General features: G+C 62.0%; 19 protein-coding genes. 11 read left to right on the top strand and 8 right to left on the bottom strand.

Features of this window, described 5'->3' with window-relative positions; translation table 11 throughout:
* Positions 1-3: 3 nt before the first annotated feature.
* Positions 4-2,121: a DNA gyrase/topoisomerase IV subunit B gene (locus tag FXY94_RS08765; RefSeq protein WP_016664674.1), complete on the bottom strand. Its 2,118-nt coding sequence runs from the start codon at positions 2,119-2,121 to the stop codon at positions 4-6.
* A gap of 150 nt (positions 2,122-2,271) precedes the next feature.
* Between FXY94_RS08765 and FXY94_RS08770 the strand changes: the two genes are divergently transcribed.
* Positions 2,272-2,472: a DUF7455 domain-containing protein gene (locus FXY94_RS08770; RefSeq protein WP_016664675.1), complete on the top strand. Its 201-nt coding sequence runs from the start codon at positions 2,272-2,274 to the stop codon at positions 2,470-2,472.
* A 90-nt stretch (positions 2,473-2,562) separates the two neighbouring features.
* On the opposite strand, the gene FXY94_RS08775 is transcribed toward FXY94_RS08770, so the two are convergent.
* From FXY94_RS08775 to FXY94_RS08785, 3 genes are all read right to left on the bottom strand, one after another.
* Positions 2,563-4,098, bottom strand: a complete 1,536-nt coding sequence (locus FXY94_RS08775; protein WP_016664676.1) for an RNA polymerase sigma factor — start codon at positions 4,096-4,098, stop codon at positions 2,563-2,565.
* A gap of 127 nt (positions 4,099-4,225) precedes the next feature.
* Positions 4,226-4,723, bottom strand: a complete 498-nt coding sequence (locus tag FXY94_RS08780) for a universal stress protein (RefSeq protein ID WP_232049700.1) — start codon at positions 4,721-4,723, stop codon at positions 4,226-4,228.
* Positions 4,724-4,789: 66 nt separating this feature from the next.
* Positions 4,790-6,022, bottom strand: coding sequence for a hypothetical protein (locus FXY94_RS08785; protein ID WP_040386558.1), 1,233 nt, complete (start codon positions 6,020-6,022; stop codon positions 4,790-4,792).
* Positions 6,023-6,184: 162 nt separating this feature from the next.
* On the opposite strand from FXY94_RS08785, the gene FXY94_RS08790 reads away from it, so the two are divergent.
* Positions 6,185-7,267 carry a polyprenyl synthetase family protein gene (locus FXY94_RS08790; protein WP_016664679.1) on the top strand — a complete coding sequence of 361 codons (1,083 nt, stop codon included), beginning with the start codon at positions 6,185-6,187 and terminating at the stop codon, positions 7,265-7,267.
* 51 nt (positions 7,268-7,318) lie between these two features.
* On the opposite strand, the gene FXY94_RS08795 is transcribed toward FXY94_RS08790, so the two are convergent.
* Positions 7,319-7,693, bottom strand: a complete 375-nt coding sequence (locus FXY94_RS08795) for an Rv2175c family DNA-binding protein (protein WP_232049701.1) — start codon at positions 7,691-7,693, stop codon at positions 7,319-7,321.
* Positions 7,694-7,757: 64 nt separating this feature from the next.
* Between FXY94_RS08795 and pknB the strand changes: the two genes are divergently transcribed.
* Entirely contained in the window at positions 7,758-9,887 is a 2,130-nt protein-coding gene (pknB, locus tag FXY94_RS08800; RefSeq protein ID WP_040386560.1) for a Stk1 family PASTA domain-containing Ser/Thr kinase, read from the top strand.
* Between the two features lie 6 nt (positions 9,888-9,893).
* On the opposite strand, the gene FXY94_RS08805 is transcribed toward pknB, so the two are convergent.
* Positions 9,894-11,318 (bottom strand): class II 3-deoxy-7-phosphoheptulonate synthase, encoded by a 1,425-nt coding sequence (locus FXY94_RS08805; RefSeq protein ID WP_016664682.1) that lies wholly within the window; start codon positions 11,316-11,318, stop codon positions 9,894-9,896.
* A gap of 46 nt (positions 11,319-11,364) precedes the next feature.
* Complete coding sequence (locus tag FXY94_RS08810) at positions 11,365-12,090, bottom strand: lysophospholipid acyltransferase family protein (RefSeq protein WP_172620180.1); 726 nt, start codon at positions 12,088-12,090, stop codon at positions 11,365-11,367.
* A 133-nt stretch (positions 12,091-12,223) separates the two neighbouring features.
* Here FXY94_RS08810 and FXY94_RS08815 point away from each other — a divergent pair, with 133 nt between their 5' ends.
* Together FXY94_RS08815 and FXY94_RS08820 are read left to right on the top strand one after the other, a co-directional pair.
* Positions 12,224-14,023, top strand: a complete 1,800-nt coding sequence (locus FXY94_RS08815) for an AMP-dependent synthetase/ligase (RefSeq protein WP_016664684.1) — start codon at positions 12,224-12,226, stop codon at positions 14,021-14,023.
* Between the two features lie 61 nt (positions 14,024-14,084).
* Entirely contained in the window at positions 14,085-15,809 is a 1,725-nt protein-coding gene (locus tag FXY94_RS08820) for a DEDD exonuclease domain-containing protein (RefSeq protein ID WP_232049732.1), read from the top strand.
* Here the strand turns inward: FXY94_RS08820 and trpD are convergent.
* Positions 15,760-16,857: an anthranilate phosphoribosyltransferase gene (gene trpD / locus FXY94_RS08825; protein ID WP_016664686.1), complete on the bottom strand. Its 1,098-nt coding sequence runs from the start codon at positions 16,855-16,857 to the stop codon at positions 15,760-15,762. The genes FXY94_RS08820 and trpD overlap by 50 nt on opposite strands.
* Positions 16,858-17,085: 228 nt before the next feature.
* Between trpD and ctaE the strand changes: the two genes are divergently transcribed.
* The 6 genes from ctaE (at position 17,086) to FXY94_RS08855 (ending at position 23,470) form a co-directional block, all read left to right on the top strand.
* Positions 17,086-17,772 (top strand): aa3-type cytochrome oxidase subunit III, encoded by a 687-nt coding sequence (gene ctaE / locus FXY94_RS08830; RefSeq protein WP_016664687.1) that lies wholly within the window; start codon positions 17,086-17,088, stop codon positions 17,770-17,772.
* A gap of 48 nt (positions 17,773-17,820) precedes the next feature.
* Positions 17,821-18,621: a cytochrome bc1 complex diheme cytochrome c subunit gene (gene qcrC, locus FXY94_RS08835; protein WP_016664688.1), complete on the top strand. Its 801-nt coding sequence runs from the start codon at positions 17,821-17,823 to the stop codon at positions 18,619-18,621.
* A gap of 5 nt (positions 18,622-18,626) precedes the next feature.
* The gene (gene qcrA, locus FXY94_RS08840; protein WP_040386996.1) at positions 18,627-19,703 is read left to right on the top strand and encodes a cytochrome bc1 complex Rieske iron-sulfur subunit; all 1,077 of its coding nucleotides are present in this window, start codon (positions 18,627-18,629) and stop codon (positions 19,701-19,703) included.
* A 6-nt stretch (positions 19,704-19,709) separates the two neighbouring features.
* Positions 19,710-21,341 (top strand): cytochrome bc1 complex cytochrome b subunit, encoded by a 1,632-nt coding sequence (gene qcrB, locus FXY94_RS08845; protein WP_016664690.1) that lies wholly within the window; start codon positions 19,710-19,712, stop codon positions 21,339-21,341.
* A gap of 660 nt (positions 21,342-22,001) precedes the next feature.
* Positions 22,002-22,328 (top strand): ArsR/SmtB family transcription factor, encoded by a 327-nt coding sequence (locus tag FXY94_RS08850; RefSeq protein WP_016664691.1) that lies wholly within the window; start codon positions 22,002-22,004, stop codon positions 22,326-22,328.
* Entirely contained in the window at positions 22,328-23,470 is a 1,143-nt protein-coding gene (locus FXY94_RS08855) for an MFS transporter (protein WP_232049733.1), read from the top strand. The genes FXY94_RS08850 and FXY94_RS08855 overlap by 1 nt, the downstream gene beginning before the upstream one ends.
* Positions 23,471-23,478: the final 8 nt, after the last annotated feature.

The following is a 23,478-nucleotide window of genomic DNA, read 5'->3' on the forward strand; positions in this document are numbered from 1 at the left end:
GCTCTAGGCGTCGATCCTCTCGACGTCGAGTTCTTCCGCGCCTTCGACGATGAACTGCTTGCGAGGGGCGACCTCGGAGCCCATGAGGAGCTCGAACACGCGATCGGCCGATTCGGCATCCTGAATCGTCACGCGACGAAGCAGGCGCTGCGACGGGTCCATGGTCGTGTCCGCGAGCTGATCGGCGTCCATTTCACCAAGGCCCTTGTAGCGCTGAATAGGCTCCTTGTACCGCTTCTTCGAACGCTCGAGCTTCTTGAGAAGCTGTTGCAGTTCCTTCTCGGAGTACGTGTACACGTATTCGTTCTTTTTCGAACCGCCGTGAATGATCTCGACGCGGTGCAGAGGGGGCACTGCCGCGTAGATGCGGCCTTGCTCGATGAGCGGGCGCATGTAGCGGTGGAAAAGCGTGAGCAGGAGGGTGCGAATATGGGCGCCGTCGACGTCAGCATCGGTCATCATGACGATTTTGCCGTAGCGCGCCTGCTCAATATCGAACGTGCGACCGGAACCGGCCCCAATCACCTGGATGATATTGGCGCATTCGGCGTTTTTGAGCATGTCCGTAATCGAGGCTTTTTGCACGTTGAGGATCTTGCCGCGGATCGGCAGGAGCGCCTGAAATTCCGAGTCGCGTGCGCTTTTCGCGGTGCCGAGTGCCGAGTCACCCTCGACGATAAAGAGCTCGGAGCGGTCGATCCCGGTGTGGCGGCAGTCGGCGAGCTTCGTGGGCATGGTCGAGGATTCGAGCGCGTTCTTGCGGCGCGAAACTTCCTTGTGCATGCGTGCGGCCACGCGTGCCCGCATCTCGCTCACGACCTTGTCCACAACGAGCGCCGCCTGCTCTTTTTCGCCCTTCTTGGTCGATGCGAGGAATGCGCCGAGTTCACGCTCGACGACTTTCGCGACGATCTGACGCGCGGCGGGGGTTCCGAGGACTTCTTTCGTTTGGCCCTCGAACTGTGGTTCATCGATACGGACGGTGACCACCGCGGTGAGGCCCGCGAGGGTGTCGTCCTTTTCGATCTTTTCTTTCTTCGCGTTGAATTTCACGCGGCGCGATTGCGCATCGACGGCCTTACGGACGACCTTGACGAGCGCCTGCTCAAAGCCTGTGACGTGAGTTCCGCCCTTGGGCGTGGCGACAATGTTGACGAAACTCCGAACGGTCGTGTCGTAATCCGCACCCCACCGCAAAGCGATATCGACTTCGCACGTACGGCTCACGTCCTTGGAGACCATGTGACCGCTTTTATCGAGAACCGGCACGGTTTCCGTGTAGTCGCCCGATCCCGTCAGCCGAATGACGTCGGTAATCTTCTGGTCCTTCGCGAGATAGTCGACGAATTCGGAGATACCGCCCGCGTAGTGGAAGACGGTGCGCTCGCTCTGTTCGGGGGTGCGCTCTTCGCGCCTATCGAGAAGAACGATTGTGAGCCCTGGGACGAGGAACGCCGTTTGGCGGGCGCGGCGCTGAATCTCGTCGAGGACGACGTGAGCTCCTTTAATAAAGATCTGCGAATCGACCCAGTAGCGCACGCGCGTGCCAGTGACGCCTCGCTTGACCTTGCCGATTTCGCGCAATTCACCTGCGCCTGCGAACTTCGTAAACGGCGAGGCAGGATCAGGCGCACTCTGATCGTCAAAAGTGCCCGCGATGCCTCGCTGGAAACTCATGGCGTACGTTTTGCCGCCTCGGTCAACCTCGACGTCCATGCGAGAACTCAGCGCGTTGACGACCGATGCGCCGACGCCGTGGAGGCCGCCCGAATTCGAGTATGAACCGCCGCCGAACTTCCCACCCGCGTGCAGCTTGGTGTAGACGACTTCGACGCCCGTGAGCCCCGTGCGCGGCTCCTTGTCGATCGGGACGCCTCGCGCTTTGTCCTGCACTTCGATCGAGCCGTCGGGGTGGAGGATGATCGTGATCTCGTCCCCAAAACCGCCGAGGGCTTCGTCAACCGCGTTATCAAGAATCTCCCACAGGCAGTGCATGAGGCCGCGCGAATCCGTCGAGCCGATGTACATACCTGGGCGTTTACGTACGGCTTCGAGGCCTTCGAGGACCTGAAGGTTCGCTGCATCGTAGGCTGCCGTCTGGGAGTTTGTCTTTTGTGCCACGCCCCGATCTTAGGCGGGAACGCGCCTGTTTCGGTGGATTTTTGGGTCCGACGGTTGCCCCGCGTTAGGCGTACCACAGGCGATTGCGCTGCGAGCGAACCGGGATCGTTACTGCTCGCTTCGGGGGCGCGTCAAGGCGAGAATGGGGGCATGGAAACGATGCTTGAAGAACGCACTTTGACCGCGCACGATCGCTGCGATCGCTGCGGCGCGCAGGCTTACGTGAAGTTCGAACTTGAGGTGGGCGGCGAGCTTCTGTTTTGCGCCCACCACGCGCGCGCGAACGCCGAGGCGCTCGAGGGAATCGCCACTCGCGTTGTCGACGAAACCGAGCGCTTGAGCGCCGAATAGGGCGCAGTTACTGCGGGAAATCCAAAAGCCCTTAGAGAAGAACAGTGGCCGCACCGTGTGGTGCGGCCACTGTTCTTCTCTTGACTCGACTTAATCGAGGTAGTCGCGAAGGACCTGCGAGCGCGACGGGTGCCGGAGCTTGCTCATGGTCTTCGACTCGATCTGGCGGATACGCTCGCGCGTCACTCCGTAGACCTTGCCGATTTCATCGAGGGTCTTGGGCTGGCCGTCCTCGAGGCCGAAACGCATCGCGACCACACCGGATTCGCGCTCGCTGAGCGTATCAAGTACGGAGTGAAGCTGTTCCTGCAAAAGCGTGAAGCTCACGGCATCTGCGGGCACAACGGCTTCGGAGTCTTCGATGAGGTCACCGAACTCGCTGTCGCCATCCTCGCCAAGCGGGGTGTGCAGCGAGATGGGCTCGCGGCCGTATTTCTGGACCTCGACGACCTTTTCGGGGGTCATATCGAGTTCCTTCGCGAGTTCTTCTGGAAGCGGCTCGCGGCCGAGATCCTGGAGCATCTGGCGCTGAACGCGTGCGAGTTTATTGATGACCTCGACCATGTGAACCGGGATGCGGATCGTGCGGGCCTGGTCTGCCATCGCACGTGTGATCGCCTGACGAATCCACCAGGTCGCGTAGGTCGAGAACTTGTAGCCCTTCGCGTAGTCGAACTTCTCTACGGCGCGAATGAGACCGAGGTTGCCTTCCTGAATGAGGTCAAGGAAGAGCATGCCGCGGCCCGTATACCGCTTTGCCAGCGACACGACGAGTCGGAGGTTTGCCTCGAGCAGGTGGTCCTTAGCTGCCTTGCCGTCAGCAACGATAAGTTCGAGGTCGCGGCCCTCCATACTCTTCTTGAGCGATGGATCTTGCTTAAGCTTGTGTTCGGCATAGAGCCCGGCCTCGATGCGTTCGGCGAGCTCAACCTCCTGGACGGCATTGAGCAGCGCGACCTTGCCGATTTGCTTGAGGTAGTCCTTCACAGGGTCGGCAGTGGCGCCAGCGGTCACAACCTGCTGAGCCGGCGAATCATCATCGTCGTTCGTGAGCGCGAAGCCCTTGCTCGGATCGTCGTCGTCGGCGGAGTCAGTGTCGTCTGCGCCGCTGGAGCCTTCCGCAGCGGAATCTTCTTTCTTGGTGCCGCGTTTGCCGGCCTTCTTCGCCGACGTGCGCTTGGCAGCCCTCTTGCGTGAGGCCTTCGATTCTGTTTCTTCGGAGCCGTCTTTTTCACGAGGAGCGTCTTGCTCAACCGTCTCCGCTTCGGGCTCGCTCTGCGCACTCGAGGCAGTCTTCTTCGAGGTGTCCTTTTTCGACGCAGCTTTCTTGCCACTCTTCGGGGCGCTCTTCGAGGCCTCGGCGGAATCAGCGGCATCGCCCTTACTCGCGCCAGTGCTCTTCGAGGCTGCCTTCTTCTTGCGAGAGTCGCTCGGGCGATCGAGGATCTCGATCCCGGCCTCCTCGAGCTTGTTGGAGAGCGATGCAACCTTGTACGGGGAGATACCGAGGGACTTGGCGGAGGCCTTGAGGGCCTCGTAGCTCACCGAAGTCGCTCCATCGAGAGCCGACGTGAGGGCCTCGATGTTCTTCGTGACTTCTTCTTTCTTAGACGTGCTCGTCGACACAGGCTTCCTTCAGTTGGGATCCGAGGGTGGTGTGCGGGCTCAGCTCTCGCACCGTGTGGCGGCGGGCGAATCGCGCACGAACCGTACAATTATAACGGCCCGATATCCGGATCTATTCCAGGCGCACCTAGTCTTTTGTCACGAGAACGGGGCACGGCGCCTCGAGTAGGAGCCGTTTCACGGTTTGACCGAGCATGAGTCTGCCTACGGGGGCGCTGTGCCGAAGGCCGATCACGATGACGCTCGCGTTCTCCTCGCGCGCAACCCGCAGAAGAAAATCACCGATGTCTCTGCTGCTTTCAGCTCCCGCCTCACGCACGCGCACTTTGAGAGTTTCGAGGTAGGCCCGCTCGTCGTGGCTCATGTGTGCAGACACGCGGTTGATAGCCTCCTGGACCTCCTCGGCATTAGCGCAGCAGGCGCCTTCGAAAGGATCCGCGTACGGGAACGAGGCCACGAGGAGCTCGCGGTCGGTGACGGCCACGTCGCGGATCGCAGCCTCGAGCGCGGCATCTCCCTGAGACGTCGGGGCATAGGCGGCGACGACAACCATGGCGATCCTTTCTAGAAACAGCGCGCTCGAGTAGTGAGCACGCAGGGGAAGCTCAATAATCGTGCGGAGCAAGTCTACTGAGTTTCGGCCCGGTTCGTCACACGTACACGCGGTCTCGGACTCTTGCTATGGCCACAGTTATCCATGAGTAGAGGCATACGTTTTTTCAAGCCAAAGCGGGCATATTCCCGCATGCGCGAGACCCAGAACGAGTTCAGCCATATCGCAGTGGTCTCCGGCTGCGAGGATGTCATCCGCCAAGCGGAAGGCCTCCCCCATACGCCCGCTGAACCACAGGAGGAAGGCGGCAATCGCCCCAAGATTAGCGAGAGCTTCGCGGTAGCGAGGCGAACAATCCCACGCATTCGACGTTCGCCACAGGCCCTTAAACACCTCGATCACACGATCGCCCTGGCCGCCGGGCATGAGATGCGGCCCCGGAAGAAACTCTGGGTCCTCGAACACTGAAGCGATGGCCACCGAGGGGCTCGCAAAAGCGTCCTGTTCAGATTCCACGACGTGCGCGATGATGTGGTCACGCCCGGGCCCCAATGCCGCTAGCGATGCGAGCACGTGAACGGCGTCCTGAAGGCGCTTGGAGTCACCATCCCCGATGCGCCCGCCCTCTCGTTCTTGACGCGCGTGCTGAGCACTCAGTTCCTCGAGCGCGCTACGACTCGGCCCCTCGAGGCACGTGAAGGTGCGAAATTCGGTGTCGCTCTCGCACAGCGAGCGAACGGAGGCAAGGAAAGCATCGTCCATCGCCTCCCTCTCGACTTTTTCGCGAAAGGGAATGCCGCTTGCGACCGCGCTCGCGGCGAACTGACTTTCTTCGAGCAGACCAAGGTGCGCGACTTTCCAGTAGTCGCCATCTGCCGTCGTACTGAGCGCCCACGGCCCTTCATAGGCGTGTAAGGCACAGGGGATAGTGAGACCGCGCATGAGGCACGCCTCGGCGACAAGGTCGCACAGCGCAACGAGCAGATCGATGGTCTGCGTGTCGTGACGATCTCTATCGAAGCATTCGGCCCTCTCCCCCGGGCACTCTTTGCATTCGCCGGGAACCGGCGAACCCGTAGCGAGGATGGCAAGGTGCGTTGCGCCGAGCGCCTGGAGGTTGAGTGCGAGCCGCGACACCTCAAAGGCTGCCCATTCGGGCTCTGTGCCCTCGTCAATGCGCATCCTGCTGAGCATGACCCCCGCCTCGCCGTTTGGACTCGCACCACATCCAAAGACGATGAGTGAGGAATCGATATCAAGGCGGTCAAAGTGCATGGCGACTGCCGCAAAAACATCGCGTGCATCAAGCAGATTAACGGTGGGAGCAAGCGCTTGTGACTCGCATGAAAAATGCTGTGTTTTATGTGTCATGCCTCAAGCGTTACCGCTGTTGACCGAGCGTGCACGCCTGAGATCCTCGCTTGTGGAGGCCTGCGTCTGTGGGGCCCGAACCGCAGTTCGTCGCTCTGTGGCACGATGGAAATTCACAACAGCACGGCGAGAGCACACCACACCGAGCCGAGGAGGATCCGCGTGCATCACCCCCCTTTCGACGACGTTCGCGAGAGCGTCACCACAACCCTCACGCGCTTCCTCGAAACCGAGGGCGACGCCCTGGGGGCAATCGCGCCGGAAGCTGCAGATCTTGCCGCGCTCCTCACGGGTTTTCTTGAGGGAGGCAAGTGCCTGCGACCGATGTTCGTGCACGCGGGCGCGTGTGCTGCCAACCCTTCGCTCGGCACCGCAGATGCGAATGACGTGGCGACGCTCGGCGCGGCCGTCGAACTCGTGCAAGCAGCGGCCCTCATCCACGACGATGTTCTCGATCACTCGCCGACCCGCAGGGGACGCCCCGCTATACATGCCGCCGCCACCCACGCACACGAGGCACGCAACCTCGCGGGAAGCGCGGAGGATTTCGGTATCGCGACCGCGGTCATCCTCGGCGATCTCGCCCTTGCGCTCGCCCATCAGCTTGCCTCTCACGCTTTTGCCGGAGCCGACGACCGCGCTCATTTCCAGGCGCTGTGTGCAGAGGTGATGGCCGGCCAGTACCTCGACATCTTGAACCAGTCCGGCGCCATCACCTCCACGAAATCGGCAACGGATTCCGCCTCCCTCGTGACGCGCTGGAAGACCGTCTCCTACACGGTCCACAGGCCTCTCATGATCGGCGCGACCCGCTGCGACGCTTCTCCCGCGCTCCTCGAATCCCTCGGCGCCTACGCACTTCCCGCTGGCGAAGCTTTCCAGCTCCGCGACGACCTCGACGGAGTCTTCGGGGACGAGGCCACCCTTGGGAAATCCACAAGCTCAGACATCCGTGAAGGCAAGCGCACGATGCTTCTCTCCCTCGCGCAGGAGCGCGCAGGCGAAACCGACCGCAGCGTTCTCGCAGCAACCGTCGGAAACTCTGACGCAGATACGGAGAGCATCGAACGCGTGCGCGAGATCATGACGGCCACGGGCGCGCGCGCGAGCGTCGAGAACCTCATTCGTCAACGCGAGGACGACGCGCGCGAAGTTATCGCGAACGAACTCTCATCGCTCACCTCGAGCGAATCGTGCGAACTCCTCGACTTGCTCGTGCGAAAACTCGCCCGAACGGACCGCTGAGCCCCTTTCCCACATGAGTGAAGACGCGCGGGCCGTGCCCGAAAAATACGGCTAAAACCCGAGCGACTGGGCGCGCCGGCGCACCTCGCCACGCTGCCCGCTTCGCAAATGGTCGATAGGTCGACCGGGCAAAGAGGCATCGTCGGTAAAGAGCCACTCGATGATCTCGTGGTCGGCAAAATGCTGGTCGTGGAGAAGCATGATCGTGCCTCGCAGGTGCGGAAGGACCGCCCCGTCACGCAGGAATTCGGCGGGCACAGAACGGACCTTAGGGGTTCCGCGGCGCACCTCGACGAGGTGGAAGTCCTCAATCAAGCGCTGCACCTTGGTCACCGAGATACCGAGGATCTCCGCGACGTCGGGCAGTGGAAGCCACGCCTCTACGAGAGAGTCGAGCCGGTCGATGTCGTCAGCTGAGATATTCACGTCTTCAGCATATTCCAGGGTGTCGTGCGCGGGCACCCGGCGGCGGCCCGCATAGACTTGCGGCGTGAGTACCGAGTCTTCTTCCCCAGACATCGGCCTCGTCCTTAGCAACCGCTACCGCGTCGAGCATCTGATCGCGCGCGGGGGCATGGCCACGGTGTATCGCGGCTTCGACGAGCGCCTGCATCGCCCTGTCGCGCTCAAAATCATGCACCCGCATCTCGCGGACAACCCTGAATTCATCTCGCGCTTCTCCCGCGAAGCCCGAAGCGCAGCCCGGCTCACCCACCCCCACGTGGTCAATGTCTACGACCAGGGCGAAGACCAGGGACGCGTGTACCTTGCCATGCAACTCGTCGAGGGCGAGACACTGCGCGACGAACTCCGCCGCGACAAAACCCTCAGCCTCAAACGCGCGCTGCGTGTTGGCCGCGACGTCCTCGCCGCGCTCGATGCCGCACACCGCTCCGGAATTATCCATCGCGACATCAAGCCTGAAAACGTTCTCGTGAACGCCGAGCGCGACATCCTCGTCGCCGACTTTGGCCTCGCACGCGCCGTTGGATCCGCGACGACCTCTGCCACCGGCACCTTGCTCGGTACGGTCGCGTATGTCAGCCCAGAGGTTGTCACACGCGGCGTGAGCGATGCCCGAAGCGACCTGTACTCGTGGGGCATCATGATGTTCGAAATGCTCGTGGGCCGCACTCCTTTCCAGGGCGACTCGGCCGTGCATATCGCCTACCAGCACGCGCATGAGGACATCCCCGCACCGTCACAATTTGCGCCGGGCATCCCCGCCTCTGTTGACTCCATCATCACGTGGGCGGCCTCGCGTTTGCCCGCCTCGAGGCCCACGCGCGCCCACGAAGTACTCCTCGCCCTTGACGAGGCTCTCGACACACTAAGCCCCACCGAACTCGCCTACCGTGCGCATCCCGCACCGAACGTCAAGGCCAATGCCGAGACGGCCGGCGTTCCTCGACTCACACGCCAGTTCTCGCCCTCAACGGCGCGCACCGATTCCGCTTCGTCACCAGCCTCCCCGGTATCACCGGTATCCCCGGCATCGCCGTCGAACGAAGCCCTCCTCGATGACAAAACCTCAGCAAAGTTCTGGGAAAACGACACCTCAGGTCGCGAACTTTCCACGACCGGAAGCGGTGCGGGAGCGGCGGTCAGGAAAAGGTTCGAGCTCCGCGAGCAGCCGTCGGACTCCCCCGACGCCGACGAAAGCATCCGAGACGTAACCCTCACGGGCCCTCGCCGCTCGCGCGGTGCCCATGCGAGCGAGTCACACCCCTCGCCAACCATGCGCCTCCTCGCACTCGCAAGCGTCCTTGCACTCGTCGCAGCACTCGTCTTTGGCGGCGTGCGCTGGTACGACACAGAAGGCCCTGGCGGCGCGCGCACCGTGCCGCTCGTTGCGGGCGCAACTCTCAGCGACGCTGAAGCCGCGCTAACGGCGCAACAACTTACGGTGACAACGGCACAGGCCTACAGCGACGACGTCCCGAAGGGCCACGTCATATCCTCGGATCCCGCCACGGGAGCGGAGGTCCGCAAAGGCAGTTCCGTGCGCCTCACTATTTCCCTCGGGCAGGAACTCTTTGACGTTCCGCAGGTAAAAGGGCAGGCGGTTTCCGACGCCACCTCAGCCCTCACTGACGCAGGTTTTCAGGTCAACGAGACCCGCGAATACTCGGCCGACGTGCCGAAAGACATCGTGATCAGCCAAGACCCCGCAGACGCGTCGCTGCCCGCGGGCGCGCACGTCACGCTCACGGTCAGTGACGGACCCGAACCGGTCGAGGTTCCGAGCGTCGCGGGAAGTGAGCGCAAAGCGGCAATCAAAGCCATTGAAGGCGCGGGCCTCGTGCCAAAAGTGAACGAGCAGTACAACTCGAACGTGCCCGCCGGCCAGGTCATCTCGCAAGATCCCGCCGGGGCCACCTCGGTGCTTCCAGGCAGCGAAGTCAAGATCTCCATCTCGCTCGGCCCCAACCTCGTCGGGGTTCCCGATGTTTTCCGCAAGAGCGAAGCCGACGCCCGCGCGGCGCTCGAAAAAGCCGGGCTCAAGGTCCAGGTCGTCTACGAGCGAGGCACGCCCGTCTTTGGCCTCGTGTCCCAGCAGTCGCAGCCGGGCGGCACAAAAGTACCGCGCGGCTCGACCGTGACGATCACGGTGTACTAGCGGCGATCAGCTCGGCCGATCGCCAAGCATGTCGGCGACGAGAAACGCGAGCTCAAGCGACTGCGAGTGATTGAGGCGCGGGTCGACGAGCGTCTCATAGCGGCGGTGCAAGCCCTCTTCGTCAAGCTCGCTGGAACCGCCTAGAACCTCGGTGACGTCATCGCCCGTGAGCTCCATGTGAAGACCAGCCGGGGTTGTGCCGACCTCCCAGTGTGCCTCAAAGAACCCGCGCACCTCGTCCATGATGTCGTCGAAGCGGCGAGTCTTATAACCGTTCGAGCTCGTGATCGTGTTGCCGTGCATCGGGTCTGTCACCCACACGGCTTCGATTCCTTCACGCTTTGCTGCCGTGAGCAGCACGGGAAGCTTCTCACGTACGTCCGTGGCGCCCATGCGGGTCACAAACGTGAGACGGCCCGGCTCGCGCTCCGGATCAAGGACCTCTGCGAGCCGAAGCATGTCATCCACGCTCGCGTTCGGACCGAGCTTCACGCCGATCGGGTTGCGCAGTTGCGACATAAAGTGCACGTGCGCACCGTCGAGCTGGCGGGTTCGCTCACCGATCCACAGGAAGTGGCCAGAGCATCCGTAGATCTCACCCGTGCGCGAGTCGACGCGCGCGAGGGCCTCCTCGTAGTCGAGGAGAAGCGCCTCGTGCGACGAATAAAACTCGACCATGCGAATCGGGTCGAAGTCCACACCGATGGCCTCCATGAAACGCACGGCTCGCTCAATATCATCCGCGACTCGCACGTACTTCGAGTAGGCGTCGGACTCCACGAACCCCTTGTTCCAGGCCTGCACCTGCCGCAGATCCGCGAAGCCGCCGCCCGTGAACGCGCGCAGAAGATTAAGGGTCTGCGAAGCGGTCGTGTACATCTTCCACAGGCGCGAGGGATCGGGCGTGCGAGATTCGGAGGTGAACTCGTAACCGTTGACCGCATCGCCGCGGTAACTCGGGAGGCTCACACCGTCGATCGTCTCGGTGTCGCTCGAGCGAGGCTTGGCGAACTGACCGGCCATACGCCCCATCTTGATCGTGGGAAGCGAGGCGCCGTAGGTCAGGATCGCTGCCATCTGGAGGATCGTCTGCACCTTGTTCTTGATGCGGTCGGCAGTCGAGTCCGCAAAGGTTTCTGCGCAGTCGCCTCCCTGAAGGAGGAATGCCTCGCCACGCGCTGCTTTAGCGAGGTGGGTGCGAAGAAGGTCAACTTCGCCCGCGAACACGAGTGGGGGTGCGGCCCTCAGCTCATCAAAGACCCGTGCCCGCTCCTTCTCGTTCGGCCACGTTGGTTGCTGGACCCTCGGATATTCGCGCCACGACGAAAGCGCCTCGAGATGGGCGGATGATTCGGAAAGCTCGAACGGGTGGAATGTCGCGGCAACGTTACGGTTCTGATAACTCACCCGGACATAGTAGGCGAAAGTCACGAGCGCGACATGTGGGTCCGCTCAGCGGCACTCTCGCGACCGGAACTTACGAAGCGTTCGCGTCCTTAAGTCTTTTCTTCACGTCCGCGGCGTACTCGTCCACATACTCCTGGCCGGATAGCTCGCGAATCGCTTCCATGAGCGAGCGCGTGAGCGTGCGAAGTTCTTCGCGCGTGGCGGGTGCGTCGCTCGGATTGTCTGCTCTCAACGTCGACAGCTGCGCGCGCATGTCGATCGTTGGGCCGATCTGTGTATGGAGCTTTGAACGGAGCTTCGGCACGATGGAATTCTTCGAGCGCTGCGCCTCAAAGGCGCCAAGTTCGGCGACGGGAAGGATGGGCGCACCCGTCGCGAGCGCGAGGCGTACAGCGCCCGTCTTACCGCGATACATTCGCCCGTCATGGCTCCTCGTGCCCTCGGGGAACACGCCGAGGGCGTGCTCACCTTCGAGCACCGCGATCCCCGCGTCGAGCGCCGAGCTCGCGCCACCGCTTCCCGAACGATCCACGGGAATCACATTGACCGAGCGCATGAGCCACGCAAAAAACTTCCCCGGTACCCCCTTGCCCTTGAAAAGAGCATCCTTTCCAAGCCAGTGAATCTCGCGCGGAATCATGCACGGTACAAAATAAGTTTCGAACGCGGAGGTGTGATTGCACGCCATGATCATGCGCCCCGAAGACGGAACGTGCTGGAGGCCCGCAACTGTGGGGCGCCAGAAGAGCGTGAGCAGAAATTTAACGATCGGCTGCAAGACGGGATAGAGATGCACGGGGATAACCCTATAGGGCAGCGCCCATCGTGAGGGAAGGAACGCGCCACACGAAGCCTCCTCCATGCCTCAATGCACGTGAGGCGCGTACACTCGAGTGCAGCCCCGCCTAGAAGTCAAGGAGCATTCCCCCGTGTCACGCGAGTTCGAAACGCCGCAAATCGCAGAGTCGAAGCCAGACGAAAACATCACCGACTTCCTCCTTCTACGCCGCACCAAGTACGCCGACATTCCCCTGTGGGAGCGTCAGCTCACGCCCGGCACATGGTCACCCATGTACGCACCTGAATTCATCACGCTCGTGAAGCGTCTCGCACAGGGGCTTATCAACGAAGGCGTCCAGCCAGGCGACCGAGTCGCGATCATGTCTCGCACGCGCTTCGAATGGGTACTCATCGACTGGGCGTTGTGGTTCACCGGGGCGATCAGCGTGCCGATCTACGAAACGTCCTCCCCCGGGCAGATCGAATGGATCGCTTCCGATTCCGGTGCGCGCTTCATTTTTTGCGAAAACGCCGGCCATGCGCAGGACATCGACGAAGTCCGCTCTTCGCTCTCGGATCTCGAGCAGGTGTGGGTCATCGAAGAGGGCATCATCGAGCAGCTCTCCGTTGCAGAAGCCGATATCGACGACGACGCGATTGAGAAGGCGCGTAAGAGCCGGCACAAGTCAGACACCGCGACGATCGTCTACACCTCCGGCACGACCGGCCGGCCCAAGGGCGTGGAGCTCACGCACGCAAACTTCATGGATCAGTCCCTCAACGCAGTGGGCCTTCTGGGTGAGGCGGTTATGCCCCCTGGCTCGCGCCTGCTGATGTTCCTTCCGCTCGCGCACGTGTTCGCACGCGACATCACGTTCATCACCATCGTGTGCGGGTGCACGACAGGTTTCTCCCCCGATGCGAAGCAACTCCTCGACGATCTCGCCTCGTTCAAGCCCACGTGCCTGCTCGCAGTCCCTCGCGTGTTCGAAAAGGTCTACAACGGCGCCGAGCAAAAGGCTGTTGGAGACGGTAAAGGCAAGATCTTCCACCGTGCCGTCGAGGTGGCCATCCAGTATTCGAAGGGCCTCGACACGGGCAAGATTCCCCTGCACGTGAAAGCCCAGTACAAGCTGTTCGACACGCTCGTGTACTCGAAGCTGCGCAATCTCATGGGTGGAAAGCTCACCTACGCAATCTCGGGTGGTGCGCCACTTGGCGACCGCCTCCCCCACTTCTTCCGCGGCATCGGTGTCACGATCCTGGAAGGCTATGGCCTCACGGAAACGACCGCCCCCGTAGGCGTCAACAATCCGTGGAATGTCAAGGTCGGCACCGTCGGTCCCCCGTTCCCAGGCGCGAAAGTCAAGCTCAACGACAAGGGCGAACTGCTCGTCAAGGGCGTCATGGTGTTCAAGGGGTACTGGAACAATCCCGACGCCACCGCGCTGGCCCTCCAGGACGGCTGGTTCAACACGGGCGACACCGCGAGCATCGATGAGGACGGCTACATCACGATTACGGGCCGTTCAAAAGAAATCATCGTCACCGCAGGCGGCAAGAACGTGTCGCCTGCCCAACTCGAGGACACCGTGCGCCAGAGCCCCGTCGTTGGCCAGTGCATCGTTCTAGGCGACCAAAAGCCGTTCGTGTCGGCGATCGTGACTCTCGACCGCGAAATGCTCCCCCGGTGGCTCAAAAACCAGGGGCTCGGGTCGATGTCGCTTGCCGAAGCCATTACGAACGAGCAGGTCATCGCCGAGGTCCAGAGGGTAGTTGACGAAGCCAACACCTCGGTCTCTCGCGCCGAATCGATCCGCAAGTTCGAGATCATCGATGCGGATTTCACGGAGGAGAACGGTTACCTCACCCCGTCGTTCAAGCTCAAGCGTGCCGCTGTTGTGAAGGATTTCTCCGAGGTCATCGACCGCATTTACACGAAGAAGTAAGGCGGACGGCGCCATCACTCGGACTGCGCAGCGGGCATTCGAGGATCTTGGCCCGGAGCTCATCGATGTCGAGTTCGTTGTCGTCGACCTCGAGACCACCGGGACGAACACCGAACTGGATGCCATCACGGAAATTGGCGCCGTACGGGTTGTGGGCGGCGAGGTTGTCGAGGAGTTTCAGACGTTCGTCAACCCCGAGCGTCCGATCCCCGCATACATCGCCGCCCTCACGGGGATCTCTGACCACATGGTTCGCGATGCGCCGTCGGCAGAAGCGGTCATCCCCGCTTTCCTCGAGTTCGCACGCACCTCGGTGCTCGTCGCCCACAATGCCCGTTTCGACATCGGGTTTTTGAAGGCCGCGGCGCTCCGGCTCGAGTACCGGTGGCCACCGTTCGAGGTCGTCGATACGCTTACACTCGCGCGCCGCGTTTTCGGACGTGACGAAGTGAAGAACCACAAGCTTTCGACTCTCGCGGGAACGGTTGGGGCAACGACGGTGCCCAACCACCGCGCGCTGTCGGATGCGCGCGCAACGGTCGATGTTCTCCACGAGATCATCGCGCGACTTTCTGCCGGTGGCGCAAGCCACCTCTCGGATCTCACCTCAAGTGGGAAGAAAGCAAGTCCCGCCCAAATCCGCAAACGCCACCTCGCGGCGGACATCCCGCCCGTGCCCGGCGTGTACTCCTTCGTCGACGCCAACGGTTCAACGCTGTACATCGGCAAGTCGGGCAATCTCCGCTCGCGAGTGCGCACCTACTTTTCACCGAACGAGACCAGGCGAGCCGTCCTCGATATCATTCCCGTCACCGAGCGTATCGACATTGTGCAGTGTTCAAGCGACGCCGAAGCTGCAATCCGCGAGCTGCGCGCAATCGCAAGTGAGCGCCCCATCGCCAATCGCCAGGGAATCCGCCCTTCCAAGGGCAATTGGCTTCGAGTCACCCCCGATGGGCTGCGCCTTGCGCGCACTGTCAAAAGCGAAACGTCGCTCCACGCCTATATCGGCCCGCTCCGCTCGCGCCACGACGTCGAGCCGATTCGCTCCCTCGTGTACGCGGCACTGACTGCGGCCATCGGGGCCGAAGAGGACAACGCTGGTGCCGCGGAAGGTCGCACCGGGACCAAAAGTCCGACGGTTCCCCGGGAACCGTCGGCTGCCGCGGGGGCACTGCCGGTACCGCCGGTTCATGGACCGACGTTTGCCGCAGAAGCGTCGGAGCCCGTGCGCAGCAGCGCAGGCTTCCACGCACGAATGCACCGGGCCCTCACCGAGGATCCGAGCGATGTTTTTGAGTACGCGGCTCAGAAAATGCGCGCACTCGTGGGGAGGGGCCTCTACGAGAACGCCGAGGCGTTGCGCACGAGGGTCGAGTTGTTTGCTGATGCAGCGCGACGTGCCGCACGATTGCGATCCATCGCGGAGGTTCCATTCCTCGTCGCGGCGCGCAAAATCTCGTGCCACGATGCTTCGACTCAATCGCCCTGGCAGTGGGAGGTTCTTGCCGTACGGCACGGGCGGCTCGGGGCAGCGCGCACGATGCCGGCGTGGAGCGACCCGCTTTCGGCTATCGAGGCACTTGCTCGCGAAAGCGAAGCGGAGGCCGCCCTGCGCGCCCCGCTGTGCTTCGGCTACCACCACGAGGCTGAGCTCATCCTCGAATGGCTCGCGAAACCTGGCATCCGGATCGTTCACGTGGAGGGCGAGTGGTCGATGCCGTCTACCGCCCGCTTTACGATCGAAGAGTTTCAGCGGGTGTTTCGACGCTCTGCGAGACGTTGATCCACCGCTCAAGCGCAGCCTTGGCGGCTCCGGAATCGAGTGAGTCTTCGGCCCGTTTCACCGCGCGGAGCATTCGCTCGGCGAAGGCAGGGCTGGCGTCGGAACTTTCCTTGAGCCCCTCGGCTGCGACAATGCCCGAAGCGGCATTGAGCACGACGGCATCTCGCACGGGCCCAGTCGTGCCGGCAAGCAGGTCTCGCGCCACCTGGGCATTGTAGGAGGGGTCGCCACCGCGCAACGCATCGATACGTGCGCGTGAGAGTCCGTAGTCTTCGGGGGCGACAACGTGCGACGTAACGGACCCGTCCCTTACCTCCCACACATCGGTTTCGGCGGCGATACTCAGCTCGTCGAGGCCGTCGCGCCCGCGCACGACGATGGCGGACGCGCCGCGGTCTGCAAAGACACCTGCGATGACAGGCGCCATCTCCTCGAATGCCACGCCGACGGAATGGGCACGAACCCCGGCGGGATTGGTGATGGGACCGAGCACATTGAAAACCGTGGGCAGTTTGAGACCGGCTCGGGCAACCGCACCATGTTTCATCGACGGGTGAAAAACCTGGGCGAAACAAAACGAGATTCCCGCTTCGTCAAGCACGCGCTGCACGCCCTCCACGGGAAGATTCAGGCGCACCCCGAGCGCTTCGAGTACGTCCGCCGAACCCGATTTCGAACTCACGGCACGGTTGCCGTGCTTTGCCACAGGAATCCCCGCGCCGCGGATCACGAGCGAGGCCATGGTCGAGATATTGACGGTATGGGCGCCGTCTCCGCCCGTCCCCACGATGTCGACGGCGCCAGAGGGCGCACTAATGATCCTCGAGTGCTCGAGCATGGAGGAGGAGAGTGCGTTGACCTCATGGGTCACCGCTCCCTTCGCCTGAAGCGCCACGAGGAAACCGGCGAGAGGGACCGGATCAACATCGCCGCGCATGATCTGCTGCATTGCCCACCACGCCTCTTCGGACGTGAGATCGCGCCCTTTGATGAGGGCGTGGGTCAGCGCGGGCCACGTATAGATTTCTTGATCCGTCATGGCGCCCATATTAAGGCGTGAACGCTCGTGACGTAGAGCAAGCCCACCAGACGGAACACGGCTTAGATCACGGAAAAAACCGGGACAAAAGCCCCGTTCGATTCAACAATCGCGCTTCCAACAGGTATGCTGAAAAAACCTGCGCACGGACTTTTGTCCCAGCAGGGCCGCACGGGCCTTGCCCGCAGCGGCCGAGACCATGTGCCGTGCATGGCCTCGCAACCCGACCAACGACGAATGAGAACCGTGACAACTGCGACTCTTTCCTCCGCCCCTCGCACCTCCCCCGTGAGCAGGCCGAACACCACTCAGGTCGGCACCATCGTGTGGCTCGCGAGCGAAATCATGTTCTTCGGTGCGCTCTTTGCTATGTACTTCACGCTGTACGGCGTCGTACCCGAGGTTTTCTACGAGGGCCAGAAGAACTTCACGCTCAACTTCGCCATCACCAACACGCTCATCCTGGTCACGAGCTCAATCACGTGCCAGATGGGTGTATTCGCCGCAGAAAAGCGCCGCAAGCGCCGCACCGGCTCGATCGTCAACATCGCCGGCTGGGGCCTCATCGAGTGGTACACCCTCACCTTCATTCTCGGCGCGATCTTCGTGTCGGGCCAGGCCTTCGAATATGCCGAGCTCGTGCATAAGGGCCTCACCATCTCGAGCACGCCTCATGGCTCAATCTTCTACCTCGCCACGGGCTTCCACGGCCTCCACGTCCTTGGCGGGCTTATCGCCTTCCTCTTCGTTCTCGCGCGCGCCTACTCCGCGAAGAATTTCACGCACCACGAAGAGGTCAGCGCGATTTGCGTGTCGTACTACTGGCACTTCGTCGACGTCATCTGGGTAGCCCTCTTCTTCGTGGTCTACCTGCTTGACCCGCTCGTTCTCCACACCGTTGAAGGCAACTGGGCCTTCTTCTAAAGCTCCCCTACTCGGATTCGCACCCTTTACCGAAACGAGGTCCTCACAGTGAAGGCTCTGGCCACACACCGCCATCACCCGATGGCGCTCCTTGCCATCATCTTGATGGCGTTGATCGCCACGGGCGGTTTGTTTGCCGTCCTCTCCCCCAAAGACGCATCCGCTGAGGCCTTCTCGGCCTCCGACGTCGCCGAAGGGAAGAAGCTCTTCGTCTCGAACTGCGCGACGTGCCACGGCATGAACGGCGAAGGTCGCAAAGACAGTGACGGCAACACGGTTGGCTCGTCGCTCATCGGCGTTGGCGCCGCTGCCGTCGATTTCCAGGTGGGCACGGGCCGCATGCCCATGCAGGAGTCCGGCCCGCAGGCGCAGCGCAAGCCCGTGCAGTTCACCGATAAGCAGATCTCGCAGCTTGCCGCATACGTGGCCTCGCTGGGCCCCGGCCCGTCGATCCCCACTGAGGAGCAGCTGAGCAAGGAAGGCGCCGACGTCACCAAAGGTGGCGAGATCTTCCGCATCAACTGCGCCATGTGCCACAGCGCGTCTGCTGCCGGCGGCGCACTTACGGAAGGCAAGTGGGCCCCGACTCTTCGCGGTGTCGAGGACAAGCACATCTACGAAGCCATGGAATCCGGCCCGCAGAACATGCCGGTGTTTAACGACAACAACCTGAGCCCCGAAGACAAACGCGACGTCATCGCCTACCTCAACCAGCTTGAAGAGAACGGCTCGCCCGGCGGCTACTCGCTCGGCGCACTCGGCCCGGTCACCGAGGGCCTCTTCGCCTGGACGGCGATTCTCGCGATTCTGCTCGGCTGCGCTATCTGGTTGGGAGCTAAGGCAAAGTGAACGAACTGACACACAACATCGACGGCACCTCGCCGCGCAAGGGCGTAAGCACCGTCGCGCGCGCGGAAGAGGGCGGTTTCCGCAACCCGGGCATTCCGCCGCACGAGTACCGCCAAGCAGATCTCGACCCCAAAGCTGAAAAGCGCGCCGAGCGCATCGTCTCGCTGCTGTTCGTCCTCTCGATTCTCGGCACGGCGTTCTTTATCGCCTCCTACTTCCTGTTCAGCCCCACGGGCACGAACCTCCTTGCAGAAGAGGGCACCCTCTCAGCGGTGCACTGGTCAACTCTCACCATGGGTATCGGCCTCGCTGTTGGCATCTTCTTCATCGGTGCAGGTGCGATCCACTGGGCAAAGACGCTCATGCCCGATCACGAAGTCACCGAGGAGCGTCACGCACAGCGCGGCAATGAAGAAACGCGCGAAGCCGCGTCGAAGATTCTTGTCGACGGCATCAATGAGTCCGGTATCGCCCGCCGCCCGCTGGTCGTCGCCTCGCTCGTGGGTGCACTGGCGGCCCTTCCGATCGCCGTGCTCTTCCCGATCTCGACCCTCGGCCCCCTTCCCGGCAATAAGCTCCACCACACGTTCTGGGGCCGCGCCACGGAAAACAAGAAGCGCGTTCGCATCGCCCGCGACCATGACCAGACGCCCATCAAGGCTTCGGACGTCACCGTCGGCTCGATTTTCCACGTGATGCCCGAGGGCCTCACCGAGGAGACTCCCGACTGGATCGAGGAGCGCGCGAAAGCAGCAGCAATTCTCGTGCGCATCGATCCTGCAGACGGCAAGAATGAGGCCTCGCTCGAGGCTGGCCACGAGGGAATCCTCGCGTTCTCGAAGATCTGCACGCACGTCGGTTGCCCCGTCGCGCTCTACGAACAGCAGACCCACCACATGCTGTGCCCGTGCCACCAGTCGACCTTCGATGTCACCGACGGCGCCAAGGTTGTCTTCGGCCCGGCGCACCGTCCGCTCCCGCAGCTCCCTATCGAGGTTGACGACGAGGGCTACCTTGTCGCAACCGGCGATTTCCCCGAGCCCATCGGTCCCAGCTTCTGGGACATTCACAAGGAGAAGTAATTCCTCATGAGTGACACCCAGACCACCGGCCTCGACCGCAACTCGAAGGCCTTCAAGCTCGGCTCGGTAGGCGCTAGCTGGCTCGATGAGCGTACGAGCGGCGCCAATATCGTCAAAGGTTTCGCACGGAAGATTTTCCCCGACCACTGGTCGTTCATGTTCGGCGAAGTCGCGCTCTATAGTTTCGTTGTTCTCGTAATCTCGGGCATCTTCCTCACGATGTTCTTCGTTCCCTCGATGAATGAAGTCGTCTACGAAGGCTCCTACACGGCGCTCCAGGGAGCGCACATGTCAGCAGCGTTCAACTCGACGCTGCACCTGTCATTCGACGTGTGGGGTGGCCTCCTCTTCAGGCAGATCCACCACTGGGCAGCGCTCACGTTCATGGTGGCGATCTTCGTGCACATGTTCCGCGTCTTCTTCACGGGTGCTTTCCGCAAGCCGCGTGAGCTCAACTGGCTCATCGGCTTCGGCCTCATGGTGCTCGCGATGCTCGCCGGCTTCTCCGGGTACTCGCTTCCCGACGACGTCCTCTCGGGCAACGGTTTGCGTATTGCCGACGGTGTCATGAAGGCCATCCCGATCCTCGGCACCTACGGCTCGATGCTCATGTTTGGCGGTGAATTCCCGGGCCACGACATCATTCCGCGCCTGTTCACGGTGCACATCCTCATCATCCCGGGTGCGATCCTTGCACTCATCGCGCTGCACATGTTCTTCCTCGTGATGCACAAGCACACGCAGTACCCCGGCCCGGGCCGCACCGATCGCAACGTGGTCGGTTACCCACTCTTCCCCGTTTACACGGCAAAAGCCGGCGGTTTCTTCTTCATCGTGTTCGGCGTACTCACTCTCGTGGGAGCCACCGTCGCCATGAACCCGGTGTGGAACTACGGTCCTTACGACCCCTCCCCCGTGTCGGCTGGTTCACAGCCCGACTGGTACATGCTGTTCCTCGAAGGCTCGCTGCGCCTCATGCCAGGCTGGGAGCCCACGATCTTCGGCTACCCAATCTCGCTCAACATCATCATTCCCGGCATGATTTTCCCGGGCATCATGTTCGGCAGCCTCGCGCTGTATCCGTTCATTGAACAGTGGGTCACCGGCGACGACCGCGAACACCACGTTCTCGACCTTCCGTACAACACGCCCGTGCGCACGGGCTTCGGCGTCGCCTGGATTTCTGCCTACGTCGTCTCGATGCTTGCCGGCGCGAATGACCTCATGGCCGTCGCCTTCCACATGTCGCTGAACAACCTCACGTGGTTCTTCCGCATCGGCATCTTCGCGATCCCGGTCATCTCGTTCATCGTGACGAAGCGCGTGTGCCTCTCAATCCAGAAGCACAAGAAGCAGATCGCCCTCCACGGCGTTGAAACCGGCAAGGTTGTGCGCATGGAGAACGGTGAAACGCTCGAGATCCACGAGCCTCTCAGCGAGTATGATCGCTGGGTTCTCGTGAGCTACGACAACCACCGCCCGCTCAAGAAGGGCGAGGGCGTCTCGTCGCTTCGGGCAAAGGCCTCGAGCTTCTTCTTCAAGGATCGCGTGGAGCCTGCGACGCCTGCGGAGCTTCGCGAGGCGCTCGAGCACTCGGGCCACGAGGAGCACAAGATCAAGGCTCTCGTCGGCAGCTGATCGAACGCCCTTCCCGAATTCCATAGAGGTTGTGGGGGTTTGCCACTGAGTTTCGGCTCGGGCAGGCCCCCACTTCTGTGTGCCAGGGCTTCTGCTGCTTCGCCTCTTGCTTCCCTACCACGCCTCCGTTCCCTTCTCTTCTGTCCCCCTCTTCCCTCCTAACCGGATTGAGGGCAGTCAAACTTCGTTAGTTCGCGTGGTGGTCTTACGCCGGCGGTCCGACGGTTGCTGGGCTTTCATGTGTGGGCGCCTCGCGCACGAAACCGGCAAGAGGTCTAGAGAGAGCACAGCCATTTCGCTCGCACCACAGTAAAAGAACTTAAGTCTGCCCGAACATCCAAGTGAACTTTTCTACTCCCTATCCCACCAGAAGATAGTTTGTCGCCCCCGCCCTGAGCGCCCTGCGCTTTACACAAGCACAGCGCTCGACCGGAAAATCGGATCTACCAGCCAACGGCAAGAAGACTCGCATTATTGCGTTAGAGCCCCCAATCAATCACGCATCCCAACTCTAGGCCCGCCGCGGCACTTCTAGACGCCAGCGCGAGACCTCAAATCGCCCGAATGGGGCGGCGTCAATTCACTGACAGCGCTCGGAATCGTGCAGTGATTCCTGTACGATAATCGTGCAATTATTGCTGCACGATTGATGGAGGCCCGATGACACCCCGCAAATATCACCACCCGAATCCTGACGAAATCAGTTTGCCTAGGGTGCTTGCCGCCCTGAGCGACCCTACGCGGTTAGAAATGATCTGCCGCCTGGCGGACGGGCAGGAGCACGACAGCCTTGAACTCGCGGACGATCTCCCCCGTTCGACGCTGACGTACCACACGCGCATGCTGCGAGAGGCAGGAATGACCTGGACGAGGAGCGAGGGCCGCGCATGTCTAATCCAGCTGCGGCGCGAGGATCTGGATCAGCTGTTCCCAGGGGTTCTTGCGGCAGTACTCGCGAGCGCAGACTCAAGGGAGCCACAAGAATGATGCGTCGACTGTGGCCATTCGTGTTGGGCAGCGTCGCTCTCGGCCTGGACGCCTATGTCGTGGCGGGACTTTTACCCGACGTCGCATCTTCATTGGGAACTAGGGAAGCCGATGTTGGGTTAAGCGTTGCGGCATTCACGGGCTCCTACGCAGTCTCGGGCCCCTTACTTGCGGGACGCGCTGGGCAGCGGTCGCGACGCAGTTTGGTTACAGCCTTGCTGGTATTCACGGTAGCGAACCTGATCACAGCACTGTCACCAACGATTGGGGTCTTCCTGGCCACTCGTATAGTCGCTGGCGCGGCGGCAGGCGTGTATTCGCCACTGTCGTCCGCGGTGGCCTCAGAGGTTGTGGATCAACAGCGTCGAGGTCGTGCGGTGGCTATGGTTCTTGCCGGTCTGGCAGTCGGTACCGTGTTCGGCGTGCCCATCGGACTTTTCCTGGCTCGACTGTGGGGGTGGCGCGCGGCGATACTACTGATCGTGATCATTGGCTGCGCTGCACTAGCAGGCATAACGCTGCGCGGCGGCAAACTACCGTCAATTCCGGCGTCTAGCGCTGCTGACCGACTGCGATCCATCACAAGCCCACGGAATCTCCTCACGATTTCAGTAACGCTTCTCACCGCAGTGGCTTCCTTGGGGCTCTACACCTACCTGACCGTCGTGCTGTCCGCCGGAAGCCTAGCGTCGCATCAGAGCCTGGGGATTTGGGTCTGGGGACTCGGTGGGGCGCTCGGAGCTCTAGGCATCGGATGGCTCGTGGACAGGTGTGACCCCTTGCGCTTGAGCGCTGTCATCCTCGCCGGCCTGACATGCGCGCTGATCGGCATGACTCAGGGGCATCTGCCAGGGGTCACCGTGGTGAGCCTGTTCATTTGGGGGCTGTGTGGTTGGTCATCCCTCGCGCCCCAGCAGCATGTGCTCCTGCAGGCGAATCCAGCAGATGGTGCCACGGCTGTGGCTGCTAACGCATCAGCCAACTACCTGGGATCGGCACTAGGGGCGACTCTTGGCTCGCTGTTGGTGGCTGCGCACGTGGCGCCAGACGTGCTATGCGGTTCGGCAGCTGGCGTTGCCGCACTCGCACTGCTCTGCCAGATTGTTCGACAACGGGTCGGGTTCCAAAGCGTAGACGCGTAACCCAACAC

The organism is Dermabacter jinjuensis, from assembly GCF_902381725.1.
Lineage (GTDB): Bacteria > Actinomycetota > Actinomycetes > Actinomycetales > Dermabacteraceae > Dermabacter > Dermabacter hominis.

Excerpts from the sequence above, each read along its gene's own strand:
- FXY94_RS08770 (WP_016664675.1), top strand. The coding sequence starts at position 2,272 with ATGGAAACGATGCTTGAAGAACGCACTTTGACCGCGCACGATCGCTGC.
- FXY94_RS08785 (WP_040386558.1), bottom strand. The coding sequence starts at position 6,022 with ATGACACATAAAACACAGCATTTTTCATGCGAGTCACAAGCGCTTGCT.
- trpD (WP_016664686.1), bottom strand. The coding sequence starts at position 16,857 with ATGGGCGCCATGACGGATCAAGAAATCTATACGTGGCCCGCGCTGACC.
- ctaE (WP_016664687.1), top strand. The coding sequence starts at position 17,086 with ATGAGAACCGTGACAACTGCGACTCTTTCCTCCGCCCCTCGCACCTCC.
- qcrB (WP_016664690.1), top strand. The coding sequence starts at position 19,710 with ATGAGTGACACCCAGACCACCGGCCTCGACCGCAACTCGAAGGCCTTC.
- FXY94_RS08850 (WP_016664691.1), top strand. The coding sequence starts at position 22,002 with ATGACACCCCGCAAATATCACCACCCGAATCCTGACGAAATCAGTTTG.
- FXY94_RS08855 (WP_232049733.1), top strand. The coding sequence starts at position 22,328 with ATGCGTCGACTGTGGCCATTCGTGTTGGGCAGCGTCGCTCTCGGCCTG.